At 70.7% G+C, this 20387-nt stretch carries 19 protein-coding genes and 1 tRNA gene; 10 read left to right on the forward strand and 10 right to left on the reverse strand.

All coding sequences use genetic code 11. The features are described from left to right. Positions 1-55: 55 nt before the first annotated feature. On the reverse strand, positions 56-2551 hold the full coding sequence (locus J2W45_RS07670) for a ribonucleoside-diphosphate reductase subunit alpha (RefSeq protein ID WP_310130448.1): 2496 nt from the start codon (positions 2549-2551) through the stop codon (positions 56-58). Positions 2552-2814: 263 nt separating this feature from the next. Here J2W45_RS07670 and J2W45_RS07675 point away from each other — a divergent pair, with 263 nt between their 5' ends. Further along, on the forward strand, positions 2815-4026 hold the full coding sequence (locus J2W45_RS07675) for an MFS transporter (RefSeq protein ID WP_310130449.1): 1212 nt from the start codon (positions 2815-2817) through the stop codon (positions 4024-4026). A gap of 335 nt (positions 4027-4361) precedes the next feature. Further along, positions 4362-5252 (forward strand): endonuclease domain-containing protein, encoded by an 891-nt coding sequence (locus J2W45_RS07680; protein ID WP_310130452.1) that lies wholly within the window; start codon positions 4362-4364, stop codon positions 5250-5252. Between the two features lie 57 nt (positions 5253-5309). On the opposite strand, the gene J2W45_RS07685 is transcribed toward J2W45_RS07680, so the two are convergent. Both J2W45_RS07685 and J2W45_RS07690 read right to left on the reverse strand, forming a co-directional pair. Then, entirely contained in the window at positions 5310-6290 is a 981-nt protein-coding gene (locus J2W45_RS07685) for an aldo/keto reductase (protein WP_310130454.1), read from the reverse strand. A 45-nt stretch (positions 6291-6335) separates the two neighbouring features. Further along, the gene (locus tag J2W45_RS07690) at positions 6336-6941 is read right to left on the reverse strand and encodes a TetR/AcrR family transcriptional regulator (RefSeq protein ID WP_310130457.1); all 606 of its coding nucleotides are present in this window, start codon (positions 6939-6941) and stop codon (positions 6336-6338) included. A 58-nt stretch (positions 6942-6999) separates the two neighbouring features. Between J2W45_RS07690 and J2W45_RS07695 the strand changes: the two genes are divergently transcribed. The 3 genes from J2W45_RS07695 (at position 7000) to J2W45_RS07705 (ending at position 10142) form a co-directional block, all read left to right on the forward strand. Further along, positions 7000-7755 (forward strand): SDR family NAD(P)-dependent oxidoreductase, encoded by a 756-nt coding sequence (locus J2W45_RS07695; RefSeq protein WP_310130460.1) that lies wholly within the window; start codon positions 7000-7002, stop codon positions 7753-7755. Positions 7756-7830: 75 nt separating this feature from the next. Continuing rightward, positions 7831-8997 carry an acyl-CoA dehydrogenase family protein gene (locus tag J2W45_RS07700; protein WP_310130463.1) on the forward strand — a complete coding sequence of 389 codons (1167 nt, stop codon included), beginning with the start codon at positions 7831-7833 and terminating at the stop codon, positions 8995-8997. 32 nt (positions 8998-9029) lie between these two features. After that, a complete protein-coding gene (locus J2W45_RS07705) occupies positions 9030-10142 on the forward strand; it encodes an aminopeptidase P family protein (protein ID WP_310130465.1) in 1113 nt (370 codons plus the stop codon). 39 nt (positions 10143-10181) lie between these two features. Here the strand turns inward: J2W45_RS07705 and J2W45_RS07710 are convergent, their stop codons facing one another. Then, on the reverse strand, positions 10182-10598 hold the full coding sequence (locus J2W45_RS07710; protein WP_310130467.1) for a DUF3054 domain-containing protein: 417 nt from the start codon (positions 10596-10598) through the stop codon (positions 10182-10184). A 231-nt stretch (positions 10599-10829) separates the two neighbouring features. Here J2W45_RS07710 and J2W45_RS07715 point away from each other — a divergent pair, with 231 nt between their 5' ends. Further along, positions 10830-13721 (forward strand): aminotransferase, encoded by a 2892-nt coding sequence (locus tag J2W45_RS07715; RefSeq protein ID WP_310130470.1) that lies wholly within the window; start codon positions 10830-10832, stop codon positions 13719-13721. Here the strand turns inward: J2W45_RS07715 and J2W45_RS07720 are convergent. After that, positions 13660-14607: a LysR family transcriptional regulator ArgP gene (locus J2W45_RS07720; protein WP_310130472.1), complete on the reverse strand. Its 948-nt coding sequence runs from the start codon at positions 14605-14607 to the stop codon at positions 13660-13662. The genes J2W45_RS07715 and J2W45_RS07720 overlap by 62 nt on opposite strands. Before the next feature lie 69 nt (positions 14608-14676). Between J2W45_RS07720 and J2W45_RS07725 the strand changes: the two genes are divergently transcribed. After that, positions 14677-15276 (forward strand): LysE/ArgO family amino acid transporter, encoded by a 600-nt coding sequence (locus tag J2W45_RS07725; protein WP_310130475.1) that lies wholly within the window; start codon positions 14677-14679, stop codon positions 15274-15276. Positions 15277-15359: 83 nt separating this feature from the next. On the opposite strand, the gene J2W45_RS07730 is transcribed toward J2W45_RS07725, so the two are convergent. From J2W45_RS07730 to galU, 4 genes are all read right to left on the reverse strand, one after another. After that, positions 15360-15435, reverse strand: a tRNA-Ala gene (locus J2W45_RS07730). A gap of 58 nt (positions 15436-15493) precedes the next feature. Then, positions 15494-16615, reverse strand: coding sequence for a hypothetical protein (locus J2W45_RS07735; RefSeq protein WP_310130477.1), 1122 nt, complete (start codon positions 16613-16615; stop codon positions 15494-15496). Between the two features lie 95 nt (positions 16616-16710). Further along, complete coding sequence (locus J2W45_RS07740; protein WP_310130479.1) at positions 16711-17373, reverse strand: GNAT family N-acetyltransferase; 663 nt, start codon at positions 17371-17373, stop codon at positions 16711-16713. Between the two features lie 22 nt (positions 17374-17395). Beyond that, positions 17396-18373 (reverse strand): UTP--glucose-1-phosphate uridylyltransferase GalU, encoded by a 978-nt coding sequence (gene galU / locus J2W45_RS07745; RefSeq protein ID WP_310130482.1) that lies wholly within the window; start codon positions 18371-18373, stop codon positions 17396-17398. Positions 18374-18432: 59 nt separating this feature from the next. Here galU and J2W45_RS07750 point away from each other — a divergent pair, with 59 nt between their 5' ends. Genes J2W45_RS07750 through mscL form a run of 3 tightly spaced genes read left to right on the forward strand, consistent with a single transcriptional unit; the run spans position 18433 to position 19855 of the window. Continuing rightward, positions 18433-19017, forward strand: a complete 585-nt coding sequence (locus J2W45_RS07750) for a 5-formyltetrahydrofolate cyclo-ligase (RefSeq protein WP_310130483.1) — start codon at positions 18433-18435, stop codon at positions 19015-19017. A gap of 45 nt (positions 19018-19062) precedes the next feature. Next, positions 19063-19401: an FmdB family zinc ribbon protein gene (locus J2W45_RS07755; protein ID WP_310130486.1), complete on the forward strand. Its 339-nt coding sequence runs from the start codon at positions 19063-19065 to the stop codon at positions 19399-19401. A 16-nt stretch (positions 19402-19417) separates the two neighbouring features. Continuing rightward, entirely contained in the window at positions 19418-19855 is a 438-nt protein-coding gene (mscL, locus tag J2W45_RS07760; RefSeq protein WP_310130489.1) for a large-conductance mechanosensitive channel protein MscL, read from the forward strand. A gap of 285 nt (positions 19856-20140) precedes the next feature. Here the strand turns inward: mscL and J2W45_RS07765 are convergent, their stop codons facing one another. Then, complete coding sequence (locus tag J2W45_RS07765) at positions 20141-20350, reverse strand: hypothetical protein (RefSeq protein ID WP_310130491.1); 210 nt, start codon at positions 20348-20350, stop codon at positions 20141-20143. Positions 20351-20387 lie beyond the last annotated feature (37 nt).

Here is a 20387-nt window from a genome sequence, read left to right on the forward strand (position 1 = left end):
TCGTCCATCGGGTCGACCGGCACGTAGTAGTCCTCGACGCGGGTGGTGGTGCTCATCAGTTGTCACCCCCTGCGGAGGTGGAGGAGGTCAGTCCGCCGAAGCCGAAGCCACGGCGGGCGGGTGCTGCGGCGGGCGCGGTCTCGGTGACAGCCGGAGCCGCGGCGGGAGCCGGCGCGCCGGCGCCGACGGAGGCGAAGCCCTTGCGGCCTCCGCTGATCTCCTCGGCCTTGTTGACCTTGACCGTCGACTGCTCGGCCTGGTGACGCGGCTTCATGTGGAGGTAGTACGTCGTCTTGACGCCCTTCTCCCATGCGGCGTAGTAGATGTCCATCATGTCGCCGAGGTCACGCGTCTCGAGGTACATGTTGCGGCTGATCGCCTGGTCGATCCACTTCTGGGCGCGGGCCGCGACCTCGATGAAAGCGTACGGCGAGAGCTGGAAGCTCGTCTTGAACGTGGCCTTCACCTCGTCCGGGATCTCCGCGATGTTCTGGATGTCGCCCTGCGAGCGCAGGATCGCCTCGCGGACGTCCTGCCAGATGCCGCGCTCCTGCAGCGTCTCGACCAGGTTGCGGTTGACCTCGAGGAACTTGCCCGACGAGGTGGACCGGCTGAAGATCTGCGAGAACTGCGGGTCGAAGCCCGGCGTGGTGCCGGCGACGAGGCCGATGGACGCGGTCGGCGCGATGGCCATGAGCGTCGCGTTGCGCATGCCGCCCTTGACCTTCTCGCGGAGGCGGTCCCAGTCGAGGCGGATGGTGCGGTCCACCGTGATCGGCGTGCCGCGGTCGGCCTCGGTCAGCGCGATCGAGTCGTAGGGCACCAGGCCCTGCGACCAGCGCGATCCCTCGAAGTTCGGGTACGCACCGCGCTCCTGCGCCAGGTCGGCGCTCTCGTCGATCGCCGCGTACGAGACGTGCTCCATGATCTCGTCGATCAGGGCGTACGCCTCTTCGCTCTCGTAGCTGAGACCCAGCTTCTCGACGACGTCGGTGAAGCCCATAACGCCCAGGCCGATCGCGCGGTTCTGCTGGTTCGAGTAGTCCGCCTCCGGAACGCTCGACACCGTGATGTCGATGAGGTTGTCGAGCTGGCGCACCGCCTGGCGGGCGCTGGCCTCGATGCGCTCCCAGTCCATCCGCCCGTCGACCAGGTGGCGCGACAGGTTGATCGATGCGAGGTTGCAGACCGAGACGTTGTCGCGGTCCTGCGGCAGCGTGATCTCGGTGCACAGGTTGGAGAGGTGGATGGTGCCCGTGTTGTTGTTGAGGGCACGGTTGTTGATCGTGTCCTTCCAGGTCAGCCACGGGTGGCTGGTCGTCTGGAGGCTCATCAGGATGTCCTTGAACTGCGCGCGGGCGCTGATCTTCTTGAACATCTTGAGGTTGCCTGCCTCGGCCTCGGCGACGTAGTGGGCGTAGCGCTCCGAGAAGGCCTTGCCGTACAGCTCGTTGAGGTCGGCGACCTCCAGCGGGTCGAAGAGGTACCAGTCCTCGTCGTTCTGGACGCGCTTCATGAACTCGTCGCTGATCCAGACCGCGGTGTTGGCGGTGCGGGTGCGGCGGTAGGGGTCGCCGGAGTTCTGGCGGAGGTCCAGGAACTCCGGGAAGTCCATGTGCCAGTTCTCCATGTAGAAGCAGAGGGCGCCGAACTTCTTGCCGCCGCGGCTGACCGCGCGCAGCACCGAGTCGATCGTGTGCATGAACGGGATCGGACCGGTGGAGGTCGTGTTGTTCGAGCGGATGGGCGAGCCCTGGGCGCGCAGCTTGGTGACCGAGAGGCCGATGCCGCCGGTGCCCTTGGTCAGCCACATGACGTCGCGCACGCTCTTTGCGATGTGCTCGATGTCGTCCTGCATCTCCATGACGAAGCAGTTGGAGAGCTGCGGGTACGCGGTGCCCGCGTTGACGAGGGTGGAGCCGGCCGCGAGGTACTCGAGCTTCGACATCTTGTCGTAGAACGCGATGGCGTGGCTGGTGGGGTCGGCCTCGTTGAGGGAGAGGCCCATCGCGATGCGCATCCAGAAGAACTGGGGCACCTCGAGCGAGTCGCCGTTGCGGGCCTTGATGCCGTAGCGGTTGTTGAGCGTGACGACGCCGATGTACTTGAGCAGCTCGTCGCGGGAGGGGTCCAGGTAGCCGGCGAGGCGGTCGAGGTCGAACGCGGTGGTGAAGCGGCCGTCGAGGAGGGTCTCGGCCACGCCGCGCTCGATGTAGGAGCGGAAGCGGGAGGCGTGCAGCTCCACCAGCTCGTCGTGGCTCTGGTAGTCGCCGAGCACGCGCTTGTAGATCGTCTTGAGGAGGAGGCGTGCGGCGACGGTGTCGAACGCGGGGTCGTCCTTGACGTTCTGGAGGGCGACCTGGATGACCGCCTCGTCGAGCTGCTGCGTGGTGATGCCGTCGAACAGCGTGAGTTCGAGCTCGCTCGCGATCTGCGTCACCCACGTGATGTTCTCGTCCAGTCCCTGGGCCGCGTTCTCGATGGCCAGGTTGATCTTGTTGGCGTCGTACGGCTCGCGCTCGCCGTTGCGCTTGACGACTGTGATTGCCACTGTCTCTCCCTCTTCGATATGCCGCCTGTGGCGGCTGAAATCCCCGCGGAACCGTGCCCTCTCCCATCCCGGGAAGGCTGACCGGCTCTGTGTGCTCGACCACTATATAGCGGGGGTCCGACATTTCCACTCCCCCACATCTAGTGGGCGTGTCGTCCACAGATGGGGAGAAGTTATGCACAGTTTCCACACCCCGCGAAGGGGGGATGGCGCCCGTGTGGACACCTCGTTCACGCGCATCCGGACCGATAGTGTGGACGATTGTGAGCAGCTACTCGAGCCTTCTGAAGACGCCCGGCGTCGCCCGGATCATCGCGGCTCAGCTCACCGCGCGCTTCCCGTTCGGGATGCTGTCGCTCGCCTTCCTGCTCCACATCGAGCGCATCCACGACTCGTACGGCGCCGCCGGCCTGGTGCTCGGCGCGATGAGCATCGGGCAGGCGATCGCCGGTCCGATGACCAGCCGCCTGATGGGCGTGCTCGGGATGCGCGTGGTGCTGTGGACGACGCTCCTCTTCTGCTCGGCGGCGGTCGCGGTGATCGGCCTCGTCGTCATGCCGATCCCGCTGACGATGGCCGTGGCGTTCTTCGCGGGGCTCAGCATGCCGCCCATCCAGCCCGCGGTGCGCACCATCTACCCGAAGATGGTCAACTCGCGGCAGCTCACGCCGCTCTTCTCGCTCGACGCGTCCGCGCAGGAGATCATCTGGATCGCCGGGCCCGTCGCGATCACCTTCGTCTCCACCCAGATCGGGACCACCGAGGGCATCCTCATGTCGGTGGCGATCATGCTCGCGGGCGGCTTCTGGTTCATCGCGTCCCCCGAGGTCGGGCGGGTGCGCATCCCGCGCAGCAAGCGGCGCTTCGGGACGGTGCTGGCGCGTCCGCCGGTGCTCCTCGCGACCGTCGTGGGCTTCCTGCTGATCGGCTCGTGCTCGGCGGTCGAGGCGGGCGTCGTCGCGACATTCGGCGAGGGCTCGCCGCTCGCGGGCATCGTGCTCGCGATCTGGTCGCTCGGCTCGCTGGTCGGCGGCCTGGCCTTCGGCCACGTCCCGATCGGCCCGTGGGCGACCGCGCGCCGCATGCTGATCGTGTTCGTCGGAATCGTGCTCTCCACCTTCATGCTGTGGTCGTGGTGGGGGCTGTCGCTGACCCTCCTGATCGCCGGACTCGGCATCGCGCCGGCCCTGGCCGTGCTGTTCGCGATCGTCTCCGCGAGCGTGAAATTCTCCGACACCGCGGAGGCCTACGGCTGGGTCGGCACCGGCCAGCTCATCGGGGCGGCCCTCGGCTCCGCCCTCGCCGGCTTCCTCATCGACGGCGTCGGCGCGGTCGGCGCGTTCTGGATCGCGGGCGCGTTCGCGCTGGTCGGCTTCGCCGTCCCGGCGCTCGCCCACCGCGTGCACCCCGACCTCCGCGGCCGCGACGCGTCCCCCATCCCCGACACGGAGCCCGTCCCCGTCCAGCCGTCGTAGCGCGCGCTCCGCGCGCTCCGCGCTCCGCGCCCGCCAAGTCGTGACTACATGTCGCAACTCGCCCCGATTTCGCGCATCAACTCACGACTCGCTCCTCCGCTTTATCCGCGCGCGCGGGCCGCGCCACGAGTCGTGACAAGATGTCGCAACTGGCCCCGAATTGGCGCATCGACTCACGACTCGTTCCGTTCCGGTGCCCGACGCGCGCCAGCGGGTCGCCACGAGTCGTGACAAGATGTCGCCATTCGCCCCGAATTGGCGCATCGACTCACGACTCGATCCCTGGCTGTGGATAACTTTCTGGGCGGAAGCGGCAGGGGCGCCAGGGTGGAGGGATGGGTCGTCATTCCGTTCCGCTTCCGCGCGAGCTGTCCAGCGCGCCGTTCCGCGTCGTCGATGCCGCACGAAGCGGTGTCGGGGCGGGGCGTCTCCGCGGGCCGGACCTCGCGCGACCGGTGCGCGGCGTCCGGATGCCGGCGAACGGCGACCTGACGACGCGGTGCCGTGCGCTTCTCCTGCACCGCCGAACCGACATGTGGTTCAGCCACATCACGGCCGCCCGGCTCTGGGGGATACCGCTTCCCCGGCATCTCGAAGGCGAGGAGCGCATCCACGTCACCGTCCCGTCCACCGCGCGTGCGCCCCAGATCGCCGGCGTCGTCGGTCACGTCGCGACGACGCCCGAGAGGACCATTTATCGCGGACTGCCGCTCTCCACGCCGGCTCAGACCTGGCTCGAGCTCGCCCCTGCGCTTCCGCGCGACCGGCTCATCGCAGCGGCCGACTACCTCCTCGGCGCCTCACTCACCACGACGGAGAAACTGCAGGCGGCTGTGGATTCCGCGCACGGTCGCCGTGGAATCGCCGCTGCGCGCCTCGCACTCCCTCTCATACGGCAGGGGGCGGAGTCGCCGGCCGAGAGCGCCCTCCGCGTTCTCCTCCACGACGCCGGGATCGCCCCTCCCGAGCTCAACTACCGGATCCATGCGCGCGATGGCGGCTTCGTCGCCCGGGTGGACCTCGCGTATCCCGATCAGCGTCTCGTCCTCGAGTACGAGGGCGATCACCACCGCGTGGATGCGGACCAGTGGCACAAGGACATCCGGCGTCAGGGGCGCCTCGAGGACCTCGGCTGGCGCGTCATCCGCGTGACAGCCGCCGACCTCGCCTCCCCCGGCCCGCTGATCGCTCGCGTCATGCACGCATTGGCGACGACTCGTGACTAGATGCGCGAATCCGCGGCGAATTGCGACATCTAGTCGCCACTCGACGGTCGCGGCGGGCTACCAGCGGGGGTGGACGGAGGCGCGGAAGTGGTCGTCGTAGATGCGGTGCACCGCGGCGTCGAAGCCGTCGGGCAGGCGGACGGACGCGGCGGCCGCGTTCGCGCGCGCCTGCTCGGGCGAGCGGGCGCCCGGGATGACCGTCGTGACGCCGTCCTGGGCGATGATCCACGCGATCGCCGCCTGCGCGGGCGTCGCCCCGTCGGGCACCAGCTCCGCGAACTCGCGCGCCGCCTTCACACCCTCCTCGAAGTCCACGCCCGAGAAGGTCTCGCCCACATCGAACGCCTCGCCGTGGCGGTTGTACGAGCGGTGGTCGTCGGCCGCGAACGTCGTCCGCTCCGTGTAGCGGCCGCTGAGCAGGCCGGACGCCAGCGGCACGCGCGCGATGATCCCGACTCCCGCCTCGCGGGCGGCGGGCAGCACGCGGTCGAGCGGCTTCAGGCGGAAGGCGTTCAGGATGATCTGCACCGTCGCCGTGCCGGGATGCGCGATCGCGGCGAGCGCCTCATCCACCGTCTCAACGCTGACGCCGTAGTTCTCGATCGCGCCCTCCTCGACCAGCGTGTCGAGCGCGTCGTAGACCGCCTCCGTGGAGAACACTGGCGTGGGCGGGCAGTGCAGCTGCACCAGGTCGAGCCGGTCGACGCCGAGGTTGCGGCGGGAGCGGTCCGTCCACTCACGGAACTTCGCGAGCGTGAAGTTGGCCGGGTCCTGTGCCTCGCGGCGCCCCATCTTGGTGGCCACGGTGAGCGGGAGCTCGGGATGCGCGGTCACGAACCGCCCGATGATCTGCTCGCTGCGCCCGTCGCCGTAGACGTCGGCCGTGTCGAAGAAGGTGACCCCGGATTCGGCGGCCGCCTCCAGCACGCCGAGGGCGTCTTCTTCGGAGACGTCGCCCCAGTCCGCTCCGAGCTGCCAGGTTCCGAGTCCGACGACCGACACGTCACGTCCGGTCCCACCGAGGATGCGCTGTTCCATGCCACCACATTAGGCGCTGGCCGGATGGCGACCAGGGGACCGCCCTCAGCGAGCTCCCGGGCCCGCCCCGGCGCCCGCTCCGGTCCCCGGCCACCAGGCCGGCGTGAGCCGTCCGACCAGCGCGAGGAACGCATCCACGTCGCGCGGGCGCGGCCGGGTCAGCCAGACGTCGATGGCGCCGATCGTGCCGTCGGCGATGAATCGCGCGATCGCGTGGCGGTCGGTGTCGTCGTCCGCAGGCACCGTGAAGCTGTGCTGCTCCAGGAGCAGCTCGACGGATCCCTGGAAGTGCTCGCTCAGCATCCGGTGGAGGCTCGCCGTGCCGCTCTCCGCGCCGAGGCCTCTCCGATAGACCGCATCGTGCTCGTCGACGTGGCGCAGCACCGCCCGGGTCACGTCGGTGACCGCGGCCGCCGCGTCGGAGGGCTCGATCCCGACCAGGTACTCCGTCCGCAGGTCGTCGAGCTCGCTGCGCAGCACCTTCTCGAGCAGATCGGCCGGCGACGAGGCGTATTCGTACACCGTCGAGCGGTGCACGCCTGCGGCGGCGGCGAGCGCCGACACGGTCACCTCGGTGACGGGTCCGCGCGTCGCCAGGTCGAGCACGGCGGCGCTGAGCCGGGCGAGGGTCTTCTGCTGGCGCGCATCCACCGGACGATCGTACAATGGAGTTATCCGACAGATGTCGGATTACGAAGGGAGATTTTCCATGGCTCAGTACGACGTCGCCGACCGGTCCGCGATCGTGACCGGAGGCGGCTCGGGCATCGGCCGCGCCATCGCGCTCACCCTGGCGGCGAGCGGCGCTTCCGTCCTCGTCACCGATCTGAATGAGGAGCACGCGCAGGCCGTCGTGGCCGAGATCGAAGCGGCGGGCGGCACCGCGAAGGCCCTCGCGGGCGACGTGACCGACCCGGAGTTCGCCACGGCCAGCGTCGCCGCCGCGAACGAGCTGGCCCCGCTGCGCATCGCCGTCAACAACGCCGGCATCGGCGGCGCCTCGGCGCCGGTCAGGGACTACCCGATCGACTCGTGGCGCAAGGTCATCGAGGTCAACCTCAACGCCGTCTTCTACGGGATGCAGCCGCAGCTCGACGCCATCGCCGGCAACGGCGGCGGTGCGATCGTCAACATGGCGTCCATCCTCGGGAGCGTCGGCTTCGCCAACTCGTCCGCCTACGTCACCGCCAAGCACGCGGTGCTGGGACTCACCCAGAACGCCGCGCTGGAGTACGCCGGCAAGAACGTCCGCGTCGTCGCCGTCGGCCCCGGCTTCATCCGCACCCCGCTGGTGGCCGCGAACCTCGACACCGACGCCCTGGCCTTCCTCGAGGGCAAGCACGCCCTGGGTCGTCTCGGGGAGCCCGAGGAGGTCGCCGCGCTCGTCGCCTTCCTCGCCTCCGACGCTGCCAGCTTCATCACCGGCAGCTACCACCTCGTGGACGGCGGATACACCGCTCAGTAATCCACAACGGCTGCGTTCTCCACAGATTTCGCAGCGTCCTGCCGCGCCCGGTCACGCTCCCTTACTCTGAGGAGCGTGACCGAGCACGACACCCCTGAACCTCTCACCGACGAGCTGCTGGAACGCATCCGGCAGCGCGCCGACGGCTACGACCGCGACAACCGTTTCTTCACGGAGGACTTCGCCGAGCTCGCCGACGGCGGCTACCTGCGCGCGCTCGTTCCGGTCGAGTTCGGCGGCCTCGGGCTGAGTCTGGAGCAGACCGCGCGGCTGCAGGTGCGGCTGGCGGGAGCCGCGCCCGCGACGGCCCTCGCGGTGAACATGCACCTGGTGTGGACCGGCATCGCCAAGACGCTGCGCGACCGCGGCGACGACTCGCTCGAGTTCGTGCTCCGCGAGGCCGGCGCCGGCGAGGTCTTCGCCTTCGGCCTGAGCGAAGCGGGCAACGATCTCGTGCTGTTCGGCTCGACGACCGAGGCACGCCCGCAACCCGACGGCTCGTACCGCTTCCACGGGCGCAAGATCTTCACCTCCCTCTCCCCGGCGTGGACGCGGCTGGGCACCATGGGACTGGACACCGCCAGCCCAGATGCGCCCAAGATCGTGTACGGCTTCATCGAGCGCACCGGCGGCGGGTTCGAGATCCGCGAGGACTGGGACACGCTCGGGATGCGCGCGACACAGAGCAACACGACGGTGCTCGACGGCGCACCCGCCGCCGCCGACCGCGTCGTGCGCCGGCTCGATCCCGGCCCCAACCCCGATCCGCTCGTGTTCGCGATCTTCGCGAACTTCGAGATCCTCCTCGCCGCGGTCTACACCGGCATCGGTGCCCGAGCGCTGGAGCTGGCGGTCGCGTCGGCGCACCGGCGGACGAGCCTGAAGAACGATGGACGCAGCTACGCGAACGATCCCGACATCCGCTGGCGGGTGGCCGAGGCGGCGATCGACCAGGATGCGCTCCTCCCCCAGCTGGATGCGCTCGCGCGCGACGTCGACGAGCTCGCGGACCACGGCCGCCTGTGGTTCCCGAAGCTCGTCGGCCTCAAGATCCGCGCCACGGAGACCGCGCGTCGCGTCGTGGATCAGGCGATCCGCGTCTCCGGAGGGTCCACCTTCTTCTCCGGCAACGAGCTCGGCCGGTTGTACCGGGATGTGCTCGCCGGCATGTTCCACCCGTCCGACGCGGAGTCGGCGCACAACACGGTGGCGAACGCCTGGCTGGGGCCGATCGAGGAGTAACGCCCAGCGGGCACCGAAGACGAGGAGGCACGATGAAGGAGATCACGGCCCGGCACTTCGCCGAGCGGCTCGAACGCGGAGCGACGCAGGCAGCCGCGGCGGGGTTCGACGGGCTGATCGTCGCGCCAGGTCCCGACCTGGCGTACTTCGCCGACTACCTCCCCGTCGCGACGACCGAGCGCATCACGCTGCTGGTCGTCCCCGCCGAAGGCGAGCCGGCCATGCTGGTCCCCGCCCTCGAGCACGGCGGAGCCGCGCAGACGCGTGCCGCTGAGGCGATCCGGATCGTGGACTGGTCCGACGGCGAGGACGAGTACGTTCCCGCGGCCGGACTCCTCCGTGCCGACGGCCGCTATGCGATCTCCGACGCCACGTGGGCGATGCACCTCCTCGCGCTCCAGCAGAAGCTGCCGGAGGCGCGGTTCGAGGCCATCTCGCACGCGCTGCCGATGCTGCGGGCCGTCAAGGGCGCGGACGAGGTCGACCGGCTCGCCGCCGCCGGCGCCGCGGCCGACGCGACGTTCGAGGACGTGCTGGGGCTGCCGTTCGCGGGGCGGACCGAACTCCAGGTCGCGGCCGACCTCGACCGGCTGCTCCGCGAGCACGGCCACCAGCAGGTCGACTTCACGATCGTCGCGTCGGGTCCGAACGGCGCCGATCCGCACCACGAGCCCGATGGGCGCACCATCGCGGAGGGCGACATGGTGGTGCTCGACTTCGGCGGCCTCCTCGACGGGTACGGCTCGGACACCACGCGCACCGTCCACGTCGGCGAGCCGAGCGACGAGGAGCACGAGGTCTTCGACATCGTGCGCCAGGCGCAGCAGGCGGCGTTCGAGGCCGTCGCCGTCGGCGTCCCGTGCCAGGAGGTCGACCGCGCCGCGCGTGCCGTGATCCGGGATGCGGGCTACGGCGAGTTCTTCATCCACCGGGTCGGTCACGGCATCGGCGTGACGACGCACGAACCGCCCTACATGGTGGAGGGCGAGGAGCGGCCGATCGAGGCGGGGATGTGCTTCTCGATCGAGCCCGGGATCTACCTGCCGGGACGGTTCGGGGTCCGCATCGAGGACATCGTGGTGGCCACGGAGGACGGTGCGCACCGGCTCAACAATTCGAGCCACGCGTTGCACCTCGTGGGGTGAAGGCGAGCGGGATGAGGCGCGGGCGTCCCGCGCCAGCCCCTAGGCCCGCGCCTGCGCGTGCGCGCGGCGGTCCTGCTCTGCCAGGCGCGCCGACCGGCGCCGGGCGAACGGCAGGGCGAGGAGTCGCCAGCCCACGAAGAAGACGCCGAGCACGACGGCGGCCACCGCGATGAACGTCGGCTGCACGCCCTGACCCGCGGACGTGCGGATCAGCATCCCGACCGCCACCGTCATGAGCCACACGGGCACACCGGGCCACACGATCGCGAGCGGGCGGCGCCAGGCCCACGTGACGAGCCAGCCGACGACCAGCCCGACGAGGAACGGCCAGAGTGTGTCGAGGATGCCCGCGGCGGAGTTCGCCTCACCGTGGCTCCGGCGTCCGACCAGGACGAAGACGACGACGAACGCCACGTCGATGACGAAGGCGATGAGCGCGGTCCTCCAGGGCTTCACGCCATCAGGCTACGCGGCGCCGCCCGAGCATTGGCTGGACGGAACCCGTGCTGATGCTGGCTGTTATGCGTACAGGCGGCATGCGATCGCGCGATGCTGCGTCCGTACAGATCGCCTGGACGATCCGTCCACAAGCGGCAGGTTGTCCACAGATCCCCACGTTCGTCGACAGGGCGTCGAACCCCGTCAATAGACTGGCGTCAGATCGCCGCCCAGCCCCCGGGAGCCCCCTTGCCGAACTTCGATTTCCTCACCCAGCCTGCGCTTCCGCGGCCCGACGTGACGGCCGACGACGCCGTCGCGATCGCGGCCGAGCGATTCGGATTGCAGGGCCGCATCATCGAGCTGGGCAGCAATCAAGACCGCAACTTCCGCGTCGACACGGGCGACGCCCGCTACGTGCTCAAGCTCGCCAATCCGGTGTTCTCCGCCGACGAACTGCGGGCGCAGAACGCGGCGCTCGCGGCGCTGACCGGCTCCGGCATCCGCATCCCCGAGGTGATCGCCACCCTTGACGACCAGGAGCTGGTCGAGGTCGACGTGCGCGGCGTCACCCTGCTCGCCCGCGTCCTCCGCTACCTCGACGGCGACCCGCTCACCGACGTCGGGCGTCCCACGCCCGAGCAGCTGCGGACCCTCGGAACCCTCGCCGGACGCGTCGCCGCCGGGCTCTCCGCGCTGCGTCACCCTGGCCTCGACCGGTCGACCCAGTGGGACGCGCGGATCGGCGGCGAGGTGGTCGACCTCCTCCTCGAGCACGTCGAGCAGCCCGCCAAGCGCCGCGTCGTGCGCGACGCCACGGACGCCGCGCTTGGGCGCCTGGCGCCGTTGCGCGACCGTCTGCGCGTCCAGGCGGTGCACGGCGACGTGACGGACGACAACATCGTCCTCGGCGACGGAGGTCCGGGCGTCATCGACTTCGGCGACGTCTCGGACGGGTGGCTGGTCGCCGAGCTCGCCGCCACGGTGACGAGCGCACTGCACCATGTGCCCGACGAGCCGCTGGCGGTGCTGGATGTGATCGACGCGTTCCACGCGGAGGCGCCGCTCGACGACAGCGACCTCGCCGCCCTGTGGCCGCTGGTGGTGCTGCGCGGCGCCGTCCTGGTCGTGAGCGGCGAACAGCAGGTGGCCCTGGAGGCGGACAACATCTACGCCGCCGAGAACCGCGCCCACGAGTGGGTGGCGTTCGACGTCGCCCGGCGGCTCGATGCCGATGAGGTCGAGACGCTGATCCGCGCCCGGCTGGCCGCCTCGACCGCCGCCCAGCAGCCCGCCGCGCCCGCCCGCCCCGCCATCGCACCGCTCGTCTCGCTGAGCACGACCGCGGCCAACCTCGCCGACCTCTCCGTCACCTCCCGCGAGCTCGACGCCGGCGCGTGGCTCCGGCCGGACGCCGAGGACGCCATCCTGGCCCGCATCTGCCGGGAGCACGGCCACGCGATCACCCGTTTCGGCGAGGCGCGGCTGACCCGCGCATCCACGGACCGTTCCCTCCCGAGCCGCACGGTCGCGCTCGCCGTGACCCTGGAGGCTCCCACCGGCGTCGACGTGATCGCACCGTTCGACGGCGAGCTGTCGCTGAGCGGCGGCTCCTGGCTGCTCCGCGGCGACGGGCTGGAGCTGTGGCTGGACGGCCTCACCCGGCCGCTCACCACGGCGACGGTGCGCGCCGGCGACACGATCGGGACGGCCATCCGGCTGACCGCGCAGCTGAGCACCCTCAGCGGGCACCGTCCGCCCGCGTTCGTCACGCCGACGCTGCCGTTCTCCGAGTGGGCCGCGGTCTCCCCCGACCCGTCCGCCCTGTTCGGGATCGAGCTCACCGTCGAGGCGCCCGATCCGGACGCGTCGCTGGCACGCCGGGACGCCACGTTCGCGACGGTGCAGGAGCACTACTTCGCGCATCCCCCGCTCGTCGAGCGCGGCTGGCGCCACCACCTCGTCGACACGCGTGCGCAGACCTACATCGACATGGTCAACAACGTCACGCAGATCGGGCACGGGCACCCGCGGCTCGTGGAGGCCGTGCGCGACCAGTGGGCGCGCCTCAACACCAACTCGCGGTTCCACTACGACGAGCTGTCGCGCTTCACCGAGCGGCTGGCCGAGATCGCGCCGGAGGGGCTCGACACCGTCTTCCTGGTGAACAGCGGCAGCGAGGCCGTCGACCTCGCGCTGCGGCTCGCGCAGATCCACACCGACCGGCGCACCATCCTCGCCGTGACGGAGGCGTACCACGGGTGGACGATGGCCTCGGACGCCGTCTCCTCCTCCTTGGGCGACAATCCGCGCGCCCTCGAGACGCGGCCCGACTGGGTGAAGCTCGTCGCCGCTCCCAACTCCCTACGCGGCATCCACACCGGTCCCGACGCGGGGCCTGCGTACCTGGCCGACCTGGATGCGGACCTCGCCGCGCTCGACGCCGCCGGCATCGAGGTGGCCGGCTACATCGCGGAGCCCGTCTTCGGGAACGCCGGGGGCCTGATGCTGCCCGACGGCTACCTGGCCGGGGTGTACGAGCGCATCCGCGCCCGAGGCGGCGTCTGCATCGCGGACGAGGTGCAGGTCGGCTACGGCCGGCTCGGACACTACTTCTGGGGCTCCGAGCAGCAGGGCGTGGTGCCGGACGTCATCACGATCGCCAAGGCGATGGGGAACGGCCAGCCGCTCGGCGCCGTCATCACTCGACGCGAGATCGCCGAGTCGTTCGCTGCCGAGGGAAGCTTCTTCTCGTCCGCGGGCGGCAGTCCCGTGTCCTCGGTGGTCGGGCTGACCGTGCTGGACGTGATGCGCGACGAGGGCCTGCAGCAGAACGCGGCGACCGTCGGCGACCACCTCGCCGACCGTCTGCGCGGGCTGGGCGAGCGGCATCCACTCGTCGGTGCGGTCCACGGCATGGGCCTCTACCTGGGGATGGAGCTGGTGCTCGACCGCGAGACGCTGGCTCCGGCGACCGCCGAAGCGGCCGTCGTGTGCGAGCGGATGCTGGCCGAGGGCTGCATCGTGCAGCCGACCGGCGACTACAAGAACGTGCTGAAGATCAAGCCGCCGCTCTGCATCACGCGGGAGAGCGCCGACCGCTTCGTGGACGCCCTCGACCTGGTGCTCGCGACGCTGTAGCGGGCACGCCGACAGGCCGCAGCACCCGCCCCGCCTCCTCCGCGATCGCCGCCGCGACCGCGTCGACCGTGGCCGACCGCAGCGACCACTGGTGCCAGAACAGCGGCACCTCCTCCACGCGCTCCGCATCCAGCACGACCAGCGCGCCGTCCCGCACCAGCTCCTCGACCTGCAGGTCCGGCAGCATCCCCCAGCCCAGCCCCAGCACCGCCGCCTCCACGAACTGCGTCGACGCGGGGATGAAGTGCTGCGGTGGGCGGGCGTCCGGGGCGAACGCGCGCAGGTAGCGGTGCTGCAGGGCGTCCTTGCGGTCGAACACCAGCATCGGCGCTGCCGCCGCGGCCTGCGGCATCCACCCGTCGGGACACCACCGGGCGGCGAACCTCGGGCTGGCGGCGGCGCGGTAGACCATCGACCCCAGCGGCCGCGCGAAGCAGCCCTGCACCGGCTCCGGGTCCGAACCGATCGCTGCGAGAGCCGTGCCGTCACGCAGCCGGTCGAGGGTGTGCTCCTGGTCGTCGAGCACGACCTCGAAGGCGATCCCGTCCAGCCGCGCCAGGGCGGGCAGCACCCAGGTAGCGAGCGAATCGGCGTTGACCACGAGCGGGACGGCCGTCGCACGCGCCGCATCCTCCGCGGCGAGGGCGCGCTCGGCCTCGGCTTCCAGCAGCACCAGCTGGCGGGCGAGGCGGAGGAGGGCGTGGCCGGGCTCCGTCGCCTCGACCGGCCGGGTCCGGCGGACCAGCACGCGGCCGCTGCGCTCCTCGAGCGCTTTGATCCGCTGGCTCACGGCCGACGGCGTGATGTGGAGGGACGCCGCGGCCGCCTCGAACGTGCCGCCGTCCACAACAGCGGCCAGAGTCCGCAGGTGCTCGATATCCGCCATGAAGCCATGCTAATCCTGCGTAAGCAACCTGAGCTGTACTTATGGAGGCGGCACTCGTAGCGTCGAGGAGTGCTCCCCACGTTCCTCACCGGCCTCGGCTCGGCCGCCTCCCTCATCGTCGCCATCGGCGCCCAGAACGCGTTCGTGCTGCGCCAGGGGCTGCGGCGCGAGCACGTGCTGCCGGTCGTGATCATCTGCGTGCTCAGCGACGCCGTGCTCATCGCCGCGGGAGTCGCGGGCATCGGCGTGCTGGTGAAGAACGCGCCCGTCGCCCTCCAGATCGTGCGCTGGGCGGGCTTCGCCTTCCTCGTCGGCTATGCCGTCTTCGCAGCGAGACGTGCGCTCAAACCCGAATCGCTGAACACCTCCGGCGCCGTCGCCGGGTCGCTCGCCGCCGCGATCGGCACGTGCCTCGCGATCACGTGGCTGAATCCGCACGTGTACCTGGACACCGTGCTGCTGCTGGGCTCGCTGTCCGCGTCGCACGGCGATCCGGGCCGCTGGGTGTTCGGCGCGGGCGCCGCGACCGCCAGCCTGCTCTGGTTCGGGCTGCTCGGCTTCGGCGCGCGCTTCGCGGCGCCGGTGTTCGCCAAGCCGGTCGCGTGGCGCATCCTCGACGGCGGCATCGCCGTGCTGATGCTGGTGCTGGCCGTACTGCTGGTGATCTGAGCCGCCTCGCGCCTCCGCGACGAAAGCAACCAAACAGCCGGACATACGAAAAGGCCGCCCGATTCTGGCGGCCTTTCCGGTGGTGGTGGAGCTAAGGAGATTCGAACTCCTGACCTCTTCGATGCGAACGAAGCGCGCTACCAACTGCGCCATAGCCCCGGGGAACTGCTTAGAAACAATAGCACCCCACGCGCGCCGAGTCGAAATCGAGCACGGCTCAGCTGGCGGCCCGGCGACGGCGCAGGACGGCGTCCAGATCCATGCTCCCGGTATCCACGTCGTCGAGCACGCCCATGCTCGCGTACCGGCTCGGGACGGGCTCCGGCGCGACCGCGACGGGCGCGGCGGCGACCGGTGAACCAGCCACCGCGACCGGCGCGACCGGCGCGACACCGACAGGTGCCACAGCCGCCGGAGCAGCCGCCACCACCCGCAACGGAACCGGCTGCGGCGCCGGCGGGGCGACCTCCGCCGCCTTCCGGTCGAACTCCGCACGGGCCGCGGCCCGCCGCAGCTCGGCCGCCGCATCCACCGAGGCCATGGCCGCCGCGGCGACCGTTCCCGGCGACAGGTGCAGCGGCTTCGGCAGCGGGCGCGGCGTCCAGCTCTGCTTGAGGCGCTCCTGCACCGGCAGGTCGTGCTGGGCGTCGTCGTACAGCTCGGGCGCGATCGGCGACGTGCGCACGAGCGGCTGAGCGGAGGCGACGGGACGCTGCGGGCGCGCCAGGCGACCGAGCATCCAGCCGGAGAGCACCACGGCGCCGGCGGAGGCGACCGCGAGCAGCCACGCGCCGGTCTCGAACAGCACGACGGCGCCGCTGACGAAGCCGGTCAGCCCGGCGACGAGCACGAGGGTGCAGATGGCCCGCGCGCGGCGCACGCGTCGCCGGCGCTGGGGAGACATGGGGATGGTGGTGGCCGCGTTCGCCATCGCTCGGGCCCGCTGGGCCGCTGCCGCCCGGGCGGCGCGCTCCATGGCGATCGCCTCGGCGGCGGCGCGTTCGGCCTCCTCGGCCGCGCGGCGCCGCTCCTCCGCGATCGCCTGCTCGCGGCGGGCGTGCGCGGCGGCCTCGGCGCGTGCCGCAGCGAGGGACTTCTGCTCGGCCCGGCGCAGGATGCGCTGCTGCTCCGCGACCGTCCGCGCGGTCGCCTCCATGCGCACCTCGTCCGGCAGCTCGCTGGTCTCGGCGAGGATGCGCAGGGTCTGCTGCAGCCGCACCGCGTTGCGCTCCGTCGCGATGTACTCGCGGCGGCGCAGCCACACCGGGACGAGATAGGCCAGCCAGAGAGCGGCCGCGAGCGCGACGACGACCCCACCGCCCATCACATCCCCGTTCATGCCTCTACGGTAGGGGCGGCGGCCGCCCGCGCCCGGTCAGGCGGAGGGGTGTGTCACGCGATCCAGAGTTCTTTCAGGAGACGCGGCGGGAGGCTTCAGCGGTGCCGTGCCACCGGCAGCGGGATCGCCGCGGCCGCGCGGTCCTCGGCCGGGATGCTCGCGGCATCCGCCGGCACGTTGCCGTCGAGCCAGCGGCGCAGCACGCCCTGGGTCAGCTCCTCCGACACCAGCCCGAAGCAGAAGTGGTCGCGCCAGTCCCCGTTGATGTGGATGTAGCGGCGCCGCAGCCCCTCGTAGCGGAAGCCGAGCTTCTCGACCACGCGCAGGCTCGGGCCGTTCTCGGGCCGGATGCAGATCTCCATCCGGTGCAGGCCCAGCTGGTAGAAGCAGTAGTCGGTCGCCAGCGCCACCGCGGTCGGCGTGATGTTGCGGCCGGCGAACTCCTCCGCGATCCAGTAGCCGATGGTCGCGCTCGACAGGGAGCCGTAGGCGATCGACGACACGTTCAGCTGGCCGGCGAGCTGGCCGTCCCACTCCACGATGAACGGGAGGCCGTGGCCGGCGCGCGCGTTCCCGAGCAGCGAGCGGATGCTCGCCCGCGTGTCGAAGGAGCCCGGCGAGTACGGGCTCGTCGCCTCCCACTGGCGCAGCCAGCCGCGGTTGTCGAGCAGCGAGCGCTCGAGGGCGCGCGCATCCCGCAAGCGGATGGGGCGCAAGCCCACGCGGCCCTCTGTGAGGGTGGGGACCACGATCGCCACGTACTCCTCCTTCGGCCGGCTGTCAGAGGTCCCGGGCGGAGAGCGTCTGGATGGGACCGGTCGGGTCGGCCGGCATCTCCTCGACGATCTCCACGGGCTCGTCCTCCAGGCCGGACGCGAAGTCGCGCAGCCACGGGCGCAGCTCGGGGCCGAGGTCCTCGCGGTCGACGGCGAGCTGCACGATCGCCTTGATGTAGTCGAGCCGGTCGCCGGTGTCGTAGCGGCGGCCGCGGAAGACGACGCCGTAGACGCCGCCGGTCCAGTCCGGGGCCTCGGCCATCGACTGCAGCGCATCCGTCAGCTGGATCTCGCCGCCGCGTCCGGGCTCCGTGCGCTCCAGCACGTCGAAGACCTCCGGGCGCAGGATGTAGCGGCCGATGATCGCGTAGTTGGAGGGCGCGTGCTCCTTGTCCGGCTTCTCGACCAGGCCGGTGATCCGGACCACGTCGTCCTCGTCGGTCTCCTCGACGGCAGCGGCGCCGTAGAGGTGGATGGAGTCGGGGTCGACCTCGAGCAGGGCGACGACGGTCGCGTGCCGCTGGGCCTGGACGGTCAGCATCCGCTTGAGGAGGTCGTCGCGCGCGTCGATGATGTCGTCGCCGAGCAGCACGGCGAAGGGCTCGCGGCCGACGTGCATCTTGGCGCGCAGCACCGCGTGGCCGAGACCCTTCGGGTCGCCCTGGCGCACGTAGTGCATGTCGGCGAGGGCCGTCGAGTACAAGACCTTCTGCAGGCGCTCGGTGTCGCCCTTCTTGGTCAGCGTCTCCTCGAGCTCGGCGTTGCGGTCGAAGTGGTTCTCGAGGGCGTTCTTGTTGCGGCCGGTGACCATCAGGACGTCGTGCAGTCCCGCATCCACCGCCTCCTCCACCACGTACTGGATGGCGGGCTTGTCCACGACGGGAAGCATCTCCTTGGGCATCGCCTTGGTCGCCGGGAGGAACCGGGTACCGAGGCCGGCTGCCGGGATCACTGCTTTCGTAACGCGGTCGTGATTAGCCATGCCGCCTACAGTATCCGCATTTCAGCGGAGCACAGGATGGCATCTCCTAGGATTGCCGTATGGATCCGGACACTGCCGCTCATCGCAAGCGCGCCCTGCGCGCGGAGCTCCGCGAGCGCCGGCAGAACCTCACCACGACCGAGCGGCAGACGGCGACAGCAGGGATCACCCGCAACCTCGTCGACCTCGCGACGGACCTCTCCGCCCGCTCCGTCGCCGCGTACCTCTCCACCCCGATCGAGCCCGACACGCGACCGTTCCTCAACTGGGCGCACACCCAGGGGATGCGCGTGCTGCTGCCGATCTCGCGCGAGGACGGCCTCCTCGACTGGACCACCGGCGACGGCGAGACCGAGACGGAGGGCCTGTACGGGCTCCCGGAGCCGGTCGGCGAGCTGCTCGGACCGATCGCGATCAACGACGTCGACCTCATCGTCGTCCCGGCCGCCGCCGTCGACGCGACGGGGATGCGGATGGGCTGGGGCCGCGGGTACTTCGACAAGACGCTCGGCAGCATGGAAAAATGTCCCCCGGTGTACGCGGTGCTGTTCGACGGCGAGCTCGTCGACGAGGTGCCGCGCGAACGCCACGACCAGCCGGTGGACGGCGCGGTCACCCCGAGCCGGATCGTCCAGTTCACCTGAACCGCCGATCCACCCGACTCCACCCTGAAGCGCAGCGGAAGAAGAATGCCCACCTACTCCTACTCGTGCCGCGACTGCGGCCACGCCTTCGACATCCAGCAGGCCTTCACCGACGACGCCCTCACCGTCTGCCCGAACTGCGGCGGATCGCTGCGGAAGGTGTTCGGGACGGTCGGCGTGACGTTCAACGGGTCCGGGTTCTACCGGACGGACTCGCGCAGCGGGGGGAAGAAGTCGGACTCGGGGTCGGGGTCGTCGTCGTCCTCCTCGGGCTCGTCATCCTCCGGTTCGTCCTCCTCGGGCTCCGGCTCGTCCGCTTCGTCCTCGTCCAGCTCCTCCACCTCCTCGAGCCCGTCGACGTCGTCGTCGGGTTCCGCCGCGTAGAAGGGTCCGTCCGGTCATGCTCAAAGGATTCAAGGAGTTCATCCTCCGCGGCAATGTGATCGACCTCGCGGTCGCGGTCGTCATCGGTGCGGCGTTCACGGCGGTCGTGACGTCCATCGTCAACAACCTGATCAATCCCCTCATCGGCGCGTTCTTCAAGTCGAGCACCCTGGACAGCGCGATGGTCGTGACCCTGAACGGGTCGGACATCAAGTTCGGCGCGGTGCTCGGGGCGATCATCAACTTCCTGATCGTCGCGGTCGTCGTCTACTTCGTCTTCGTGTACCCGCTGAACCAGGTCAAGCAGCGCGCCGAGCGCCTGCGCAAGAAGGGCGTCGTCCAGCCCGACAAGCCGATCACGGAGCTCGACCTCCTCTCCGAGATCCGCGACCTCCTGCAGGCGCAGCAGTCCCCGCCCCAGCCCACAGGCAAGCACGCCGACCCCCTTACCTGACGCCTCCCGCGCGCCTCCGATGAGTCGTGAGTTGTTGCGCGAATCCCGCGCGAACAGCGACAACAAGTCACCACTCGTGGATGCTCCGTCCCTCCCAAGGGCTTCACCCTCCGCGAAGTGCACGTAGATGCGGGCGTCACGCCGCGCGGGAGCACAACAACGTGCACCTCGAGGGTGGGATCCCGCCCGCGGGAGCCACGCCCGTTGAGGTGCACGTAGGTGCGGGCGACACGCCGCGCAGGTGCGCAACAACGTGCACCTCGGCGAAACGGCAGGGAGCGCGCGCTACCAGTGGGGCGGGACGTCGCGGCGGAGGCGCTCGTCGTTCGAGCCCCAGGCGGGAGCGTCGTCGGAGTCGGGCGCGGCGCCAGCGGCGCCGGCGGCGCCGGCCGCGGCCGGCTCGTCGCTCGGGGCCACGCGGGGCGCCGGGTCGGTTCCGGGCACGCCGGGACGCTGCACGCGGCGGTTCCGCCGCCTCCCGGGTGTCTCGCTCATCGCATCCAGCCTAGAACGGCCGGCCGCGCGCAAGCCA

This window comes from Leifsonia shinshuensis (genome assembly GCF_031456835.1).
Taxonomy (GTDB): domain Bacteria; phylum Actinomycetota; class Actinomycetes; order Actinomycetales; family Microbacteriaceae; genus Leifsonia; species Leifsonia shinshuensis_C.